This is a genomic window from Nocardia sp. NPDC055002, from assembly GCF_053608825.1.
Window position 1 is genome coordinate 594,352 of sequence record NZ_JBSGWE010000004.1, and the last position, 14,722, is coordinate 609,073.

Here is a 14,722-nt window from a genome sequence, read left to right on the forward strand (position 1 = left end):
GGATTACACCGGTGTTATTCATGCACACCTGTGGATAACCCTGTGCACAACTCGAGGATAGAGGGGCGAACAACCGCGTGAGCGATGCACAACCCGTCTCGTGGTCCACCCCTGTCGCAGGTCTGCTCGCCATCAGCGGTGGCGGAATCCTGCTGGCCGTGCTGGCGATCCTCGCCCAGGACGGCCCGAGCAGGCTGCTCATCGGCATCGCTGCGGCCGCCGTGCTGGCGATGTCCGCGCTCGGTATCCGGCAGCGCCCTCGGCTCACCATGGTTCCCGGCCCCGCGCCGCGCCTGGTGGTCGGCACGCTCACCGGCCCGAAGGACTACCCACTCGACCGGATCGACCGGATCCGGATGGTCTCCTACCGCCGCATCGGCCGCAAATCCTCGATGCTCGAGGTCGATGTGCGCCACGAGGACACCGAGCGATTGCTGATCTTCGGCCGCTGGGACCTCGGCACCAATCCCCACGACGTGTACGACGCTCTGGTCGTCAACGGCTTCGCCTCGGTGACTTCTGACTGACGTTGTTTCACGTGAAGCAAAGAGAACTCCCCGCCGCGACGGTCCGCGGCGGGGAGTTCCGTGTCTGGCCTTGATCAGTCGATCGTCACAGCCGAGATGATGACCGGCTCGTCGGGGCGATCATTGCGATCGGTCTTCACCGAGGCGATAGCGTCGACGACCTTGCGCGAATCGGGGTCGACCACCTCGCCGAAGATCGAATGCTTGCGGTTGAGGTGCGGCTGCGCGCCGACGGTGATGAAGAACTGCGAACCGTTGGTCTCGGTACCCGCGCCCGCATTCGCCATCGCGAGCAGATAGCCGCGGTCGAAGCGCAGATCCGGGTGGAACTCGTCGGCGAACTCGAAGCCCGGCCCACCACGGCCGGTGCCTGTCGGATCGCCGCCCTGGATCATGAACCCCGGAATGATCCGGTGAAAGACGGCGCCGTCGTAGAACGGGCCACTTTCCGTCCCACCGGCGTTGACGGTGGAGTACGGCGCGGTGCCGTCGGCGAGACCGACGAAGTTGCGCACCGTCTTCGGGGCGTGGTTGCCGAAGAGCGCGATCCTGATATCGCCGTGGTTGGTGTGCAGAGTTGCCACGGCCGTCTGGTTGGGTGAGGTCACGCCGTTATGGTGCCACGCGACACGTCGAATCTGTTTGTGCCACAGTGGTCGAATGAAGCTTCGTAATCCGCTGCTCGCGTCGATCGCGCTCGCCGGGGCGGGCGCCCTGGCCTACCTGGCCCGCGCCAAGCGTCCACAACTGCCGGAACCGGCCGCCGAGCCGCCGCGTCTGGGGTATTCCCGCAACGGCTCGGCGCACTAGTTCCGGCTGTTGTTCAGCGGCTGACCGACTTCTTGTACTGGATCTGAGCCAGCGGCACGAAGACGATCAGGATCACCACGATCCACATCAGCGTGGTGGTCACCGGATGCTGCATCGGCCACGCGTCCGAGGGCGGCGCCATCGGGTTGACGTTGCCGAACAGGTCACGCACCGCTTGGGTGAGCGCCGAGACCGGGTTCCATTCGGCGAAGACCCGCAGCGGAGCAGGCATGTTGTCGAGCGGGACGAACGCGTTGGACAGGAACGTCAGCGGGAAGATCACCATGAAGCTGGCGTTGTTGAACACCTCCGGCGCCCGCACGATCAGGCCGACCACGGCCATCATCCACGACAGCGCGTAGGCGAACAGCAGCATCAACGCGTACGCGAGCACCGCGTCGAGGAACGATCCGCGGATCCGCCAGCCGACGACCAGACCGGTCAGCGACATCACCACCAGGCTGACCACGTTGATCACCACATCGCTGATCGTGCGCCCGACCAGCACCGCCGACGGCGCCATCGGCAGCGACCGGAACCGGTCGATGATGCCCTTCTGCATGTCTTCGGCCAGGCCCGCACCGGTGAAGGTGGCGCCGAACACCACGGTCTGGGCGAAGATGCCGGCGATCAGGAACTCCCGGTAGCCACCTTCGAGCCCGGGGATCGAGATCGCCGAGCCGAAGACATAGGCGAACAGCAGCACGAACATGATCGGCGACATCGTCGTGAAGATCAGCACGTCGGGCACGCGCTTGATCTTGATGACGTTGCGTTTGGCGATGGTGATGCTGTCGCTCACCACCATCGACAGTCGTTCGCCGAAGCTGGGAGGGTGCAGCTCGGCCTTGTCGAGTGCGACGGTCATCGGTTCTTTCCTTCCGCGGCGCCCACGGTCTCCGACTCGCGATCACCGTTGACGAGTTCTTCGGCCTCGTGCCCGGTGAGCGTCAGGAAGACGTCGTCGAGCGAGGGTCTGCGCAAGGCGACATCGTTGATGTCCACCTTGTGCTCGGTGAGCCTGCCGATGGCGGTGACCAGGTCCTGTGACCCGTCGGCGACCGGCACGATGAGCTTGCGCAGGCCGGGTTCGAGATGGATCTCGCCGTCGGCGAGCCCGCTCAGCACCTGCTGGGCGACGGCGAGCTGGTCGGCGGCGCCGACGGTGAGTTCGATCCGGTCGCCACCGACGAGGGCCTTGAGTTCGTCGGCGGTGCCGCGGGCGATCACCTTGCCGTGGTCGATCACCGCGATCGAATCGGCGAGGCGGTCGGCCTCGTCCATGTACTGGGTGGTGAGCAGCAGGGTGGTGCCGCCGGCGACCAGCTCCTCGATGACGTCCCACAGGTCGAGCCGCGCACGCGGGTCCAGACCCGTGGTCGGCTCGTCGAGGAACAGCACCGGCGGGTTGGCCACCAGGGCGCCTGCCAGGTCGAGGCGCCTGCGCATACCGCCCGAGTAACCCTTCACCGGCCGGTCGGCCGCGTCGCTGAGGCGGAAGCGGTCGAGCAGTTCGCGGGCCCGCTCCTTACTTCGCTGGGTGCCGAGGTGGTAGAGCCTGCCGACCATTTCGAGGTTCTCGAAACCGGTGAGGTATTCGTCGACCGCGGAATACTGGCCGGAGGCGCCGATGCGCGAGCGCAGGGCCTGTGGATTGTCGAGTACGTCGATGCCGGCGACGGTGGCGCTGCCCTCGTCGGGTATCAGCAGCGTGGTGAGAACGCGAACAGTCGTGGTCTTTCCCGCGCCGTTGGGGCCGAGAAGCGCGGTGACGGTACCTTCCGGAACGGACAGGTCGAGTCCGTCGAGGGCGACGAGCTGCCCATACCGTTTGACCAGACCCTCGGCGACGATTGCGTCGGGCATGATTCTCCTGAAGTCGTGGTTGGCGATGCTGTGCCCAGTATTGCCCTACCCACCGACAAGTCGCATCCCAAATTTCCGCGCGACCACATGTCAGATGTACACATTTGTTCGACATGCCGACGTGTCGCGACACGCGGCGAATCGGACTGATTTTCTGTCTCCCGACACGAACAAGAGCGCCTGTTCGCTGGACGGTCGCCACCCGCGAGACGAGAACATGTTCACCGGTGATTCCCCGTAAAAGCTTGTGTACCAGCCGATTCCGATGTCCGTAAGACACCTGACAGGTACCGGGAGCGGGCACCGGCCGAGCGCCGCACCCCGGGCCACCGCCGACACCCGCACCGGCACCCGAAAAATCTTGTGAACTCGCCCGGTGCGCGTACACGAATTCCGCGCGTATCGCGTAGGATCGTTCAGGTCGGCCCCTCCCCCCCGGGCCGACCCTACGCGGGCCTCGGCTAACTCCCCCCCTTCGCCGAGGCCCGCTCCCCATTTTCCGGCAAGGTCGCAGCTCGGCAGATCAGCCGAAGCGCACCGCAACGCCGAGCGTCACAGTCCGGCCACGTTCCGGCGATCACCCGGCAACCAGGGTTATCGTCGGCCCATGGTGCCTGGTCGCGGTGCGATCGCCGGGGTCGTCCTCTCGATGACGATCCTCGTTGGTTGTAGCGGATCCACCGACGACACCCACACCACTACGACGACCACCGCCGAGCTCCCCCCGAATCAAGTCGCCGGTGTCGCCCTGCCCGCCGACGCGGTCGGCAAAGCCGTCGGGCAGCTCGACGAACTGGTGGGCTCGCTGATGGACTCCAGCCGCATTCCCGGCATGGCCGTCGCCGTGGTCCACGGTGGAAAGACCTTGTACGCGAAGGGTTTCGGTGTTCGCCAGGCAGGCGCGCCCGACAAGGTCGACGCCGACACCGTCTTCCAACTCGCCTCGGTGTCGAAGTCGCTCGCCGCGACCGTCGTGGCCAACCAGGTCGGCGCGGACACGATCGAGTGGACGACCCCGGTGGTCGCCCACCTTCCGTCGTTCGCGCTGGCCGATCCCGCCATCACCGCCCAGCTCACCGTCGGCGACCTGTTCGCGCACCGCAGCGGCCTGCCCGATCACGCGGGCGACCGGCTCGAAGACCTCGGCTACGACCAGGCCGCGATCTTCGACAAGCTACGCCTCGAGCCCCTCGACCCCTTCCGGATCACCTACCACTACACCAACTTCGGGCTCACCGCCGGCGCCGAAGCCGTGGCCGCGGCGGCCGGGAAGGATTGGGCCCAACTGTCGTCGGATGCCCTCTACGCACCACTCGGCATGCGCGACACCAGCTCTCGCTTCGACGACTTCCTCGCCCGGCCGAATCACGCGGTGGGACACGTGAACATCGACGGCGACTGGGTGGCCCGCTACGTGCGCGACCCCGACCCCCAGTCCCCCGCCGGCGGCGCGAGCTCCTCGGTGAACGACATGGCCCGCTGGCTCACGATGCTGCTCGGTAACGGCACGGCGGGCGCGACAACCATCGCCCCGCCCGAAGCGCTGCTGCCCGCCGTCACACCCCAGATCGTCTCGGCGCCGCCCACGTCCCCCACCGCGCGGGCGGGCAGCTACGGGTACGGCTTCAACGTGTCGGTCTCCGCGGCCGGGCGCACCACCACCAGTCATTCCGGTGCCTTCGGCCTCGGCGCGGCGACCAACTTCCTGGTGATCCCGTCCGCCGACGTGGCCATCGTCGCACTGACGAACGCCGCGCCGCTCGGCATCCCGGAGACGTTGACCGCCGAATTCGCCGATCTGGTGCAGTTCGGCGAGGTACGCGAGGACTGGCGCGGGCTGTACCGCGACGCGTTCGCCGCCATCGACGATCCGGAAGGCGACCTGTCCGGTGAGCCCGCCCCGGCGAATCCGGCCCCCGCACAGCCACTACCGACTTACGAAGGCACCTACGACAGTGCCTATTGGGGTCCCGCCACGATCGTCGCGACCGACACCGGATTGCGCCTGACCATCGGCCCCGAGCAGCGGACCTATCAACTCCGGCACTGGGACGGCGACACGTTCGCCTTCGACCTGAGCGGCGAGAACGCACCGCCCGGCAGCGTCACCTCGGCACGGTTCGCCGACGGCACACTGACCATCGACTACTTCGACGAGAGCGGTCTCGGCACGTTCACCAGAACGAATTGACACCGCACCAGAACGGATTGACACCGCACCAGAACCGGTCGATCAGGCCAGCGTGCGCCACGCGGTCGCCAGTCGCGCCGCCCGCACCTTGCCCGCGACCCCGAGCAGCGGCGCATCACGCTCCCAGCGCTTCCTGATCTCCGGATCCACCGGCGTCCACAGCGGCTCCAGTTCGGTCCGCAGACCGGCCAGCCGATCGAAGATGCCTCCGAGCGCGATGTGCACACCCGGGGAGCTCGGGTCCTCGGCACCGACCCCACGCACCGCCGCAAACAGCGCCAGCAGCTGTTCTACGGGCTCCGCGGGCCACTGCGCTAGCCGGGCGACCCGGACGAGCTGACCGAGCACAGCGGCCACCACATGCAGGTCCTCAACGGTCCGGAACGGCTTCAGGTAATCGGCGTAGCCGTCACCGGGCAGCAGTTCGCCCGGCGCGGCATCGAAGACGACTTCCGCGTGTGGGATCTCCGGCGCGAACGGCAGCGTGGGCAGCGGCGTCACCGCGGCCGACGCACCGGCGCGGACGAGCACAGCGCGCAGCAGCGGCCTGCCGTCGGGCTGGGTGCCGGAGCGGGCGATCACCAGGAACCGATCGGCGAACGCGCCCAGCGTGGCGAAGGATTTGGTGCCGCTGACGGTGCCGTCCTCGCGCACTGTTGTCGTCATCGTCGACGGTCGCGCACCGGCGCCTTCGGTCGCGCACATCGAGGAGAGCTCGGCGGGATCGAGCGAGGGAACCAGCGCGTGCAGGGCTTCCTGATATCCACCGAGGAAAGCGGGACCTGTTCCCGCGCCGTCGAATCCGGCGATCGCGGCCCGATCGAGCGAACTCGCGAACCCGGCCGTCCTGGTGCGGTGTCGCGCCCAGTCCGCCGCGAAATCAGCCGAAACGGCGTCGGCGGGAGTGCTGGTGAGAAGAAAATCGAATACCGAGGAATTCACAGATGTGGAGCCTAGGGGAATCGAACCCCTAACCCCTGCCTTGCAAAGGCAGTGCTCTGCCAATTGAGCTAAGGCCCCTTACCGGTCATCGACCGGTTGGCAACCCGAAATCAGCGGGTGGTGACCTCGCGCCAGAGGTCTGCGTCGTCGCGCTTGCGGAATTTGTTGACACCGATGAGAACGGCGATCACAACACCGACCATGAGGACAATCTTCATGATTCCCACCCTACTGTGCTGTTCGGGAGTGGGCCTAGGAGGACTTGAACCTCCGACCTCTTCGTTATCAGCGAAGCGCTCTAACCGCCTGAGCTATAGGCCCGAACTCATTTCGATCCCCGCCGGAGCAGTGAACCGCAACGAGAAACGAGGTTACCTTACCTGCCTGCCGATAACCAAAACGGCCGGTCAGACCCAGTTTCCTGGGACCGACCGGCCGTACCGGAAACCGGCTTCTAGTCGGGATCGGCCAGGGTTACCTGGATGCCACCGACGAGATCGCAGCACTGGTTGTAGATGAACACGCCGACCGTGGCCAGCGCGGTGAACAGCACCACGTTGATCAGGCCGATCACACCCGCGTAGCCGAACACCGTGCCCGCGTCGATCAGGCTCGACGAGCTGCCCTCCTGGTTCAGCATCTCGCCCAGCGAGTTGTCCAGGTTGTCCCACACGCCCATGCCCGCCAGCACGATGTAGAGCAGGCCGACGGCCAGCATCCACACGAAGAACAGCGCGACACTGATCACCAGGGTGATCTTCAGGGTCGACCACGGGTCGATCCGGCGGATCTGCACGGTCGCGCGTAGTGGCTCACCCGACGCGGCGGCCGCGATAGCCACCGGCACCGCGGGCGAGACGCTGCCCGCCGCGGCTGCCCGCGCGCTCGGCCCCATGTTGTGCTGGGGCTGCGGCGCCATCGGCAGCCCGGGCGGCGCCACCGGCGCCTCGGGTGCCGGGTGGCGCACGTCGGACAGGTCGGGCATGTCCTTGACCAGCTCCGGACGCGCGATGCTGCGGGTCGGCCCGTCGATCCCGACGGACTTCACCATCGCCGCTTCCTTGCGGGCCGCCTTGGCCGCCAGGTCGGCAGTGGTGCGGGCGTTGGACGCCCCACTGCCCTTGAGACCGCCGCCGCCCGGTGCCCCGGACGAAGGCCGCCCCTGACTCGGCGATTCGCCGGGCCGGTACAGGTTCGACTGCGGTTCACGCTGCGGAAGCTGAGCCCACCCGTCCTGGTAGGGCGAGGATTTGCTGCCCTTGCCCTCGAACGAATCGGTCCCGGCCGCACCGGATTCCGGCGCCGCGCCCTCGGCCGGACCGCCCTGGCGTGGGATCGGCCGCGGCGGGATCGGAGACGTGGCGATCCGCTCGGTGACGCCGTTGGTCTGGTTCCGATCGTCGTTCGACTGATTCGGTGTGGTCAATGGAATCCTCAGATCCGTTCGTTGCCGCCGCTATTTGGTGTGTTACTCCGAAGCCACGTCGCCGAGGAGCTGATCGGGATCGGGCTCGTCGGCGTTGCGCGCGATCGCTAGCAAGGTATCGCCATCCGCGAGGTTCATCAATCGCACGCCCTTGGTCTGGCGTCCGGCTTTACGAACCTGCTTGGCTGCGGTGCGGATGACGCCACCACTGGAAGTGATCGCGTACAACTCGTCCTCGTCGTCGACGATGAGCGCACCCACCAGGCTGCCACGCTTCGGATCGTATTGGATTGTCAATACGCCTTTTCCGCCACGTCCCTGCGCGGTGTACTCCTCGATCGCGGTCCGCTTGGCGTACCCGCCGGCCGTCGCGACCAGCAGATATGTCTCCAAACGCACCACATTGAGCGAGAGCAGCTCGTCGTCGGTGTTGAAGCGCATACCCTGCACGCCGGAGGTGGCGCGGCCCATCGGACGCAGCGCCTCATCGGTCGCCGCGAAGCGGATCGACTGACCGTGCGCCGAGACCAGGAGCAGGTCATCGTCGGACGAGCACAGCACCGCACCGACCAATTCGTCGTCATCGCGCAGGTTCACCGCGACGATGCCGCCGGAGCGGTTGGAGTCGAAATCGGTGAGTTTCGACTTCTTCACCAAACCCGCGCGTGTCGCGAGCACGAGGTACGGCGCGTCCTCGTAGGTCTTGAGCTGGATGATCTGGGCGATCTTCTCGTCCGGCTGGAACGCGAGCAGGTTGGCCACGTGCTGACCACGCGCGGTCCGGTTGGCCTCGGGCAGCTCGTACGCCTTGGCCCGGTAGACGCGCCCCTTGTTGGTGAAGAACAGCAGCCAGTCGTGCGTGGACGACACGAAGAAGTGCTTGACGATGTCGTCCTGCTTGAGGCCGGCGCCCATCACGCCCTTGCCGCCACGCTTCTGCGAGCGGTAGAGGTCGGTCTTGGTGCGCTTGGCGTAGCCGGTCTCGGTGATCGTGACCACCACGTCCTCGCGGGCGATCAGGTCCTCGTCGGCGACGTCACCGTCGGCGGCGATGATCCTGGTCCGGCGGTCGTCGCCGTACTTCTCGACGATCTCGGCCAGCTCGTCGCGCACGATCGCGCGCTGACGCTCGGGCTTGTCGAGAATGTCCTTGTAGTCGGCGATCTCGATCTCGATCTTGGCCAGATCGTCGATGATGCGCTGACGCTCGAGGGCCGACAGGCGACGCAGCTGCATGTCGAGGATGGCGGTCGACTGGATCTCGTCGATGTCGAGCAGCTGCATCAGGCCGGTGCGCGCGGTATCGGTGTTGGCCGCGCCGCGGATCAACGCGATGACCTGGTCGAGCATGTCCAGGGCCTTGACCAGGCCGCGCAGGATGTGGGCCCGTTCCTCGGCCTTGCGCAGCAGGTAGCGGGTGCGCCGCACGATGACCTCGAGCTGGTGATTCACGTAGTAGCGAATCATCTGATCCAGCCGCAGCGTGCGCGGGACGCCGTCGACGATCGAGAGCATGTTCGCGCCGAAGCTGGTCTGCAGCTGGGTGTGCTTGTAGAGGTTGTTCAGCACCACCTTGGCCACCGCGTCACGCTTGACCGTGACCACGATGCGCATGCCGACGCGGTCCGAGGACTCGTCGTGGATATCGGAGATACCCGCGATCTTCGCGTCCTTCACCTGCTCGGCGATGGAGTTGACGAAGTTGTCGGTGTTGACCTGGTACGGCAGTTCGGTGATGACGATCGTGGTGCGGCCACGCGCGTCTTCCTCGATCTCCACCACACCGCGCATGCGGATGGAACCGCGGCCGGTGGTGTACGCGTCGTGGATGCCCTGGCTGCCGACGATCAGGCCGTGCGTCGGGAAGTCGGGGCCCTTGACCCGTTCCATGCAGGCGGCGAGGGTGGATTCCTCGTCGGCCTCGTAGTTCTCCAGCGCCCAGTAGATGGCGTCGGCCAGCTCGTTGAGGTTGTGCGGCGGGATGTTGGTGGCCATGCCGACCGCGATGCCGTTGGAGCCGTTCATCAACAGGGCGGGCACGCGCGCGGGCAGCACGGTCGGCTCCTGCGAGCGACCGTCGTAGTTCGGGACGAAATCGACCGTCTCGGAGTCGATATCGCGCAGCATCTCCATCGCGAGCGGCGTCAGGCGGCACTCGGTGTAGCGCATGGCGGCCGCGCCGTCGTTGCCGCGGGAACCGAAGTTGCCCTGGCCGTCGACCAGCGGATAGCGCAGCGACCACGGCTGAGCCATGCGCACGAGGGTGTCGTAGATCGACGAGTCGCCGTGCGGGTGGTAGTTACCCATGGTTTCGGCGACGGGGCGCGCGGACTTCACGTAGCCGCGGTCCGGGCGGTAGCCGTTGTCGTACATCGCGTAGAGCACGCGACGGTGCACCGGCTTGAGGCCGTCACGCACGTCGGGCAGCGCACGCCCGACGATCACGCTCATCGCGTAGTCGATGTAGCTGTTCTGCATTTCGGTCTGGATATCGACCGGTTCGGTCCGGTCGCCCGCACCGCCGGACGGGGGCAGCGTGGTCTCAGTCATCAAATCTCCTTCGAGGGGCCGACATGCGAGCGGGCGCGCCCGAGGGCGCAGCGCCGCTTACACATCGAGGAAACGGACGTCCTTGGCATTGCGGGTGATGAAGCTGCGACGCGCCTCCACGTCCTCGCCCATCAGCACGGAGAACAGCTCGTCGGCCGCGGCCGCGTCGTCCAGCGTCACCTGACGAAGCACCCGTACCGAGGGATCCATCGTGGTCTCCCACAGCTCCTTGGCGTTCATCTCGCCCAGACCCTTGTAGCGCTGGATCCCGTCGTCCTTGTTGATCTTCTTGCCCGCGGCCAGACCGGCCTCGACCAGCGCGTCGCGCTCACGGTCGGAGTAGGCGAACTCCGGGTCCGAACGCATCCACTTGAGCTTGTACAGCGGCGGCTGCGCGAGGAATACGTGACCGTGCTCGACCAGCGGACGCATGAAGCGGAACAGCAGCGTGAGCAGCAGCGTCGCGATGTGCTGACCGTCCACGTCGGCGTCGGCCATCAGGATGATCTTGTTGTAGCGCAGCTTGGCGATATCGAACTCGTCGTGGATACCGGTGCCGAACGCGGTGATGATCGACTGGACCTCGTTGTTCTTGAGGACGCGGTCGATGCGGGCCTTCTCGACGTTGATGATCTTGCCGCGCAGCGGCAGGATCGCCTGGTACATCGAGTCGCGACCCGACTTCGCCGAGCCACCGGCGGAGTCACCCTCGACGATGTAGATCTCGCACTTGCCCGGGTCCTTGGACCGGCAGTCGGCCAGCTTGCCCGGCAGTCCGCCCAGGTCGGTCGCCGACTTGCGACGCACCAGCTCGCGTGCCTTACGGGCGGCCATCCGGGCCTGTGCCGAGGACACCGCCTTCTGCACGATGGTCTTCGCGTCGGCCGGATTGGCCTCGAACCAGTGCTGCAGGTGCTCGTTGCAGGCACGCTGCACGAACGACTTCACCTCGGTGTTGCCGAGCTTGGTCTTGGTCTGGCCCTCGAACTGCGGCTCGCCGACCTTGACGCTCACGATGGCGGCCAGGCCCTCGCGGATGTCGTCACCGGTGAGGTTGCCGTCCTTCTCCTTGAGGAGCTTCTTCTCCTTGGCGTACTTGTTGACCACCGTGGTGAGCGCCGCGCGGAAGCCCTCTTCGTGGGTGCCGCCCTCATGGGTGTTGATCGTGTTGGCGAAGGTGTGGACCGACTCGGAGTAGCCCGAGTTCCACTGCATCGCGACCTCGAGCTCGTGGCCGGTGCCCTTGACCGTGTAGCCGACGACCGAGTTGTGGATGGCCGACTTGGTGCGGTTGATGTGGCGGACGAAGTCCACCAGGCCGCCCGGGTAGTGGTAGGTGCGGGTCTTCACCTTGTGCTCGACCGCTTCCGCGGCGACCTCTTCGGCGTGCTTGGGCGCCTCGGCGGTCTCACTGACCACTTCGTCGGTCACGTCGCCCACGGCGACCCGCTCGTCGGTGAGCTTGATGGTGAGGCCCTTGTTCAGGAAGGCCATCTCCTGCAGGCGCCGCGCCACGGTCTCGAAGTTGTAGGTCGTGGTCTCGAAGATGTCGGGATCGGCCCAGAAGCGCACCGTGGTGCCGGTGGCCTTGGTCGGCTCGCCCTGCACCAGCTTGCCGGGCTTGGCGTCTTTGTAGGTCTGGGTCCAGTGGTAGCCGTCGACGTCGATCTCGACCTCGACCTTGGTCGAGAGCGCGTTCACCACCGAGATACCGACACCGTGCAGACCACCCGACACCGCGTAGGAGTCGGAGTCGAACTTGCCACCGGCGTGCAGCTGGGTCATGACGACCTCGATCGTGGGCACGCCCTGTGCGTGCATCCCGACCGGGATACCACGGCCGTCGTCGATCACCTCGACGCCGCCGTCGGCGAGCAAGGTCACCTCGACCTTGGTGGCGTAGCCGGCCATCGCCTCATCGACCGAGTTGTCCACAACCTCCCAGATGAGGTGATGCAGACCGCGTTCACCGGTGGAACCGATGTACATGCCAGGGCGCTTGCGCACCGCCTCGAGGCCTTCGAGGACCGTGATGGAAGAGGCACCGTAGCCTGAATTGTTGCCCGATGCGTTGGAGTCGTTGGCAGCCACTTCTCGGTAGCTCTCCTTACTTGCTGATCCCTGGCGCAGCGATCCGGGCAGCACGCGCACGGCTCGCAAAGAGCCATCGAATACACGGACTGCACAGCACGCGCCGAGGGTTCGCCGCTGGTTACGTCACCATCCTACTGGTAAGCCCAACTTACAGTGCACCTACGACACCCCTGGCTTCGCCGTGAATGCAAGAAATCGTCCAACCGCGAGACGGTTCCGCCTCCCCGAGTATTTTGCCGGTCGTAGGCGCGAATAGAGTGTCCAGTCGGACCGGCGGTCGGGATGCTCGAGATTTGTGGGTTCCAAGGGAGTTACCCATGTCCTCGCGAAATCAGATTTGGCCTTCGAAGTTATCCACAGGCTCTATGCACATGTCCACAACTTCGGGCCTGAGAGCGGCGCGGGCCCAACGGATCTCGCCCCGGTCACCGCGCGGCTACCCGTAGGTATCGCGCGGGCCACGGCCCTTGATGTGGCGATCGCCCTTGCGCCAGCTCGGCGCGGCGGGGCCGGTGATGCGCAGCGAGGTCACCACTCCATGACCGACCGCGGCATTGATCTTGGCCAGGATCTGGCTCTGCAACATGCGCAGCTGGGTGGCCCACGCGGTGGACTCGGCGGCGATCTTGAGCACGCCGTTCTCCAGGGTCACCGGAGTGGCGTGGGAGGCGATGTCCTCACCGACCACCCGCGGCCAGCTGCCGAACACCGTGCCCTCGGCTACCTTGCCTGACCAGCCACGATTCTTCGCGAGCGTGCCACTGAGCGCCCCGAGGAGCTGGGGATCACGGGCATCGGGACCCGACCCGGACCAACCACTGCGGCGCCTGCCACCGGCCCGCAGCTTGCGCACCGGCGAGGCCCTGCCCTGCCCGACGGACTTGCCGCTGGCCTTGGCCGCGGCCCGCGCCTCTTCCAGCGCCCGGCGGGCCAGATCGATGCCGCGCAGTTCCGGTGCGGGTTCTTCCGGCACGGGTTTCCGCCTTCCGGTGTCGAGGGTGGCCGAGTGTGGATGGAGTCTACGCCGGGACGCAGACGGGCTCGTCGAGCACCGATCCGGCATATATCCAGCATGTTGCCGGTTTTCCACAGGGGCTGGGGATAACTATCGCGATCTGTGCATATCTTCGGCGTGTTGGGCGACTTCGGGGACGATCTGTGAGGTACGCCGGTCCGCCTCGCCGGTCGTGTGCACACGCAACGGTTCGGCGGCCAGTTCCGACGGCACATCCTCGGCCACCGCGGCCGTGATCAACACCTGCTCGGCACCCGCGGCCACCTCCGCGAGCGCGGTGCGCCGGCGGCGGTCGAGCTCGGCGAACACGTCGTCGAGCAGCAGCACCGGTTCGGAACCTTCTCCACGCAACAGCTCGAACGAGGCCAACCGCAGCGCGAGAGCGAACGACCAGGATTCCCCGTGACTGGCGAATCCCTTCGCCGGTGCGCTGCCGAGCAGCAACTCCAGATCGTCGCGATGCGGGCCGACCAGACAGACCCCGCGATCGAGTTCCCGGTTCCTGGCGGCGGCCAGCTCGCGCAGCATGATCTCGTGCAGCAGCTGTGCATCACCGGCCTCCGGCACTCTGGCCGGATCGAGAAGTTCCGGTGGGAGATACCCGGAGCGGTAAGTGATTGCCGCAGGACGTGATTCGGGTGCGATCGACCGATATGCCTGGGACAGATGGGGATACAGGTCGTGGACCAGGCGCAATCGTTCGGCGAGCAGCACCGCCGCATGATCGGCGAGGTGCCCGTCCCACACGTCGAGGGTGCCCAGATCGGCACGTGAACGCGATTGGCGCCCAGCGGTTTTCAACAGCGCCGAACGCTGCCGCAACACCTTGTCGTAATCGGCGCGCACACCGGCGAGCCTGGGCAACCGGGCTGTGGACAACTCGTCGAGGAACCGGCGCCGCTCCCCCGGATCCCCACGCACCAGCGCCAGATCCTCCGGCGCGAACAACACGGTCTGCAGAATCCCCAGGATCTCGCGCGAGCGGCGCACCGGCGAGCGATTGATCTGCGCGCGATTGGCGCTGCCCGCCTTGAGTTCCACATCGACGCGCAGTTCCCGCCCGGTGTTCACCACGGTGGCCCCGATCCTGGCCTGGGTGGCGCCCATCCGGATCAGCGGCGCGTCGGCGGAGACCCGGTGCGAGCCGAGTGTCGCCAGATAACCGACGGCCTCGAGCAGATTCGTCTTGCCGTTGCCATTCGCCCCCAGGAGCACCGTGCGCCCTGGGGACAACTCGAGATCGGCGTGTTCCCACGAACGGAAATCACGGACCGACAGCTCACGGATGAACATGTAGGCCT

General features: G+C 66.4%; 13 protein-coding genes and 2 tRNA genes. 3 read left to right on the forward strand and 12 right to left on the reverse strand.

The window, feature by feature from the left end; all coding sequences use genetic code 11:
- The first annotated feature begins 77 nt into the window (after positions 1-77).
- Positions 78-527: a PH domain-containing protein gene (locus ACWF99_RS19525; protein WP_378634582.1), complete on the forward strand. Its 450-nt coding sequence runs from the start codon at positions 78-80 to the stop codon at positions 525-527.
- Between the two features lie 74 nt (positions 528-601).
- Here the strand turns inward: ACWF99_RS19525 and ACWF99_RS19530 are convergent, their stop codons facing one another.
- Entirely contained in the window at positions 602-1,135 is a 534-nt protein-coding gene (locus ACWF99_RS19530) for a peptidylprolyl isomerase (RefSeq protein WP_378634585.1), read from the reverse strand.
- 52 nt (positions 1,136-1,187) lie between these two features.
- Here ACWF99_RS19530 and ACWF99_RS19535 point away from each other — a divergent pair, with 52 nt between their 5' ends.
- The gene (locus ACWF99_RS19535) at positions 1,188-1,337 is read left to right on the forward strand and encodes a hypothetical protein (protein WP_170112099.1); all 150 of its coding nucleotides are present in this window, start codon (positions 1,188-1,190) and stop codon (positions 1,335-1,337) included.
- Between the two features lie 13 nt (positions 1,338-1,350).
- On the opposite strand, the gene ACWF99_RS19540 is transcribed toward ACWF99_RS19535, so the two are convergent.
- Together ACWF99_RS19540 and ACWF99_RS19545 are read right to left on the reverse strand one after the other, a co-directional pair.
- A complete protein-coding gene (locus ACWF99_RS19540) occupies positions 1,351-2,145 on the reverse strand; it encodes an ABC transporter permease (protein WP_452537164.1) in 795 nt (264 codons plus the stop codon).
- Positions 2,146-2,201: 56 nt separating this feature from the next.
- Entirely contained in the window at positions 2,202-3,203 is a 1,002-nt protein-coding gene (locus ACWF99_RS19545) for an ATP-binding cassette domain-containing protein (protein ID WP_378634591.1), read from the reverse strand.
- Positions 3,204-3,810: 607 nt separating this feature from the next.
- Here ACWF99_RS19545 and ACWF99_RS19550 point away from each other — a divergent pair.
- Entirely contained in the window at positions 3,811-5,394 is a 1,584-nt protein-coding gene (locus tag ACWF99_RS19550) for a serine hydrolase (RefSeq protein ID WP_452537033.1), read from the forward strand.
- 42 nt (positions 5,395-5,436) lie between these two features.
- Here ACWF99_RS19550 and ACWF99_RS19555 read toward each other — a convergent pair whose 3' ends face one another.
- The 9 genes from ACWF99_RS19555 to recF all read right to left on the reverse strand — a co-directional run bounded on the left by ACWF99_RS19555 (position 5,437) and on the right by recF (position 14,714).
- Positions 5,437-6,336 (reverse strand): acyl-CoA dehydrogenase family protein, encoded by a 900-nt coding sequence (locus ACWF99_RS19555; RefSeq protein ID WP_452537034.1) that lies wholly within the window; start codon positions 6,334-6,336, stop codon positions 5,437-5,439.
- Between the two features lie 5 nt (positions 6,337-6,341).
- Positions 6,342-6,414: transfer RNA gene (locus ACWF99_RS19560), tRNA-Ala, on the reverse strand.
- Between the two features lie 32 nt (positions 6,415-6,446).
- Positions 6,447-6,554, reverse strand: coding sequence for a DLW-39 family protein (locus ACWF99_RS19565; protein ID WP_214516728.1), 108 nt, complete (start codon positions 6,552-6,554; stop codon positions 6,447-6,449).
- A 29-nt stretch (positions 6,555-6,583) separates the two neighbouring features.
- Positions 6,584-6,657: transfer RNA gene (locus ACWF99_RS19570), tRNA-Ile, on the reverse strand.
- Between the two features lie 133 nt (positions 6,658-6,790).
- Positions 6,791-7,762 (reverse strand): DUF3566 domain-containing protein, encoded by a 972-nt coding sequence (locus ACWF99_RS19575; protein ID WP_378634599.1) that lies wholly within the window; start codon positions 7,760-7,762, stop codon positions 6,791-6,793.
- A 42-nt stretch (positions 7,763-7,804) separates the two neighbouring features.
- Positions 7,805-10,312 carry a DNA gyrase subunit A gene (gene gyrA, locus ACWF99_RS19580; protein WP_378634601.1) on the reverse strand — a complete coding sequence of 836 codons (2,508 nt, stop codon included), beginning with the start codon at positions 10,310-10,312 and terminating at the stop codon, positions 7,805-7,807.
- Between the two features lie 57 nt (positions 10,313-10,369).
- Positions 10,370-12,403: a DNA topoisomerase (ATP-hydrolyzing) subunit B gene (gyrB, locus tag ACWF99_RS19585; RefSeq protein ID WP_378634604.1), complete on the reverse strand. Its 2,034-nt coding sequence runs from the start codon at positions 12,401-12,403 to the stop codon at positions 10,370-10,372.
- Between the two features lie 439 nt (positions 12,404-12,842).
- Entirely contained in the window at positions 12,843-13,379 is a 537-nt protein-coding gene (locus ACWF99_RS19590; RefSeq protein WP_245914449.1) for a DUF721 family protein, read from the reverse strand.
- 132 nt (positions 13,380-13,511) lie between these two features.
- Positions 13,512-14,714, reverse strand: coding sequence for a DNA replication/repair protein RecF (gene recF / locus ACWF99_RS19595; RefSeq protein WP_378634609.1), 1,203 nt, complete (start codon positions 14,712-14,714; stop codon positions 13,512-13,514).
- Positions 14,715-14,722: the final 8 nt, after the last annotated feature.

Bases quoted from the DNA above. Each gene is read 5' to 3' on its own strand.
- ACWF99_RS19535 (WP_170112099.1), top strand. From the start codon at position 1,188: ATGAAGCTTCGTAATCCGCTGCTCGCGTCGATCGCGCTCGCCGGGGCG.
- ACWF99_RS19540 (WP_452537164.1), bottom strand. From the start codon at position 2,145: ATGGTGGTGAGCGACAGCATCACCATCGCCAAACGCAACGTCATCAAG.
- ACWF99_RS19545 (WP_378634591.1), bottom strand. From the start codon at position 3,203: ATGCCCGACGCAATCGTCGCCGAGGGTCTGGTCAAACGGTATGGGCAG.
- ACWF99_RS19550 (WP_452537033.1), top strand. From the start codon at position 3,811: ATGGTGCCTGGTCGCGGTGCGATCGCCGGGGTCGTCCTCTCGATGACG.
- ACWF99_RS19565 (WP_214516728.1), bottom strand. From the start codon at position 6,554: ATGAAGATTGTCCTCATGGTCGGTGTTGTGATCGCCGTTCTCATCGGT.
- gyrA (WP_378634601.1), bottom strand. From the start codon at position 10,312: ATGACTGAGACCACGCTGCCCCCGTCCGGCGGTGCGGGCGACCGGACC.
- recF (WP_378634609.1), bottom strand. From the start codon at position 14,714: ATGTTCATCCGTGAGCTGTCGGTCCGTGATTTCCGTTCGTGGGAACAC.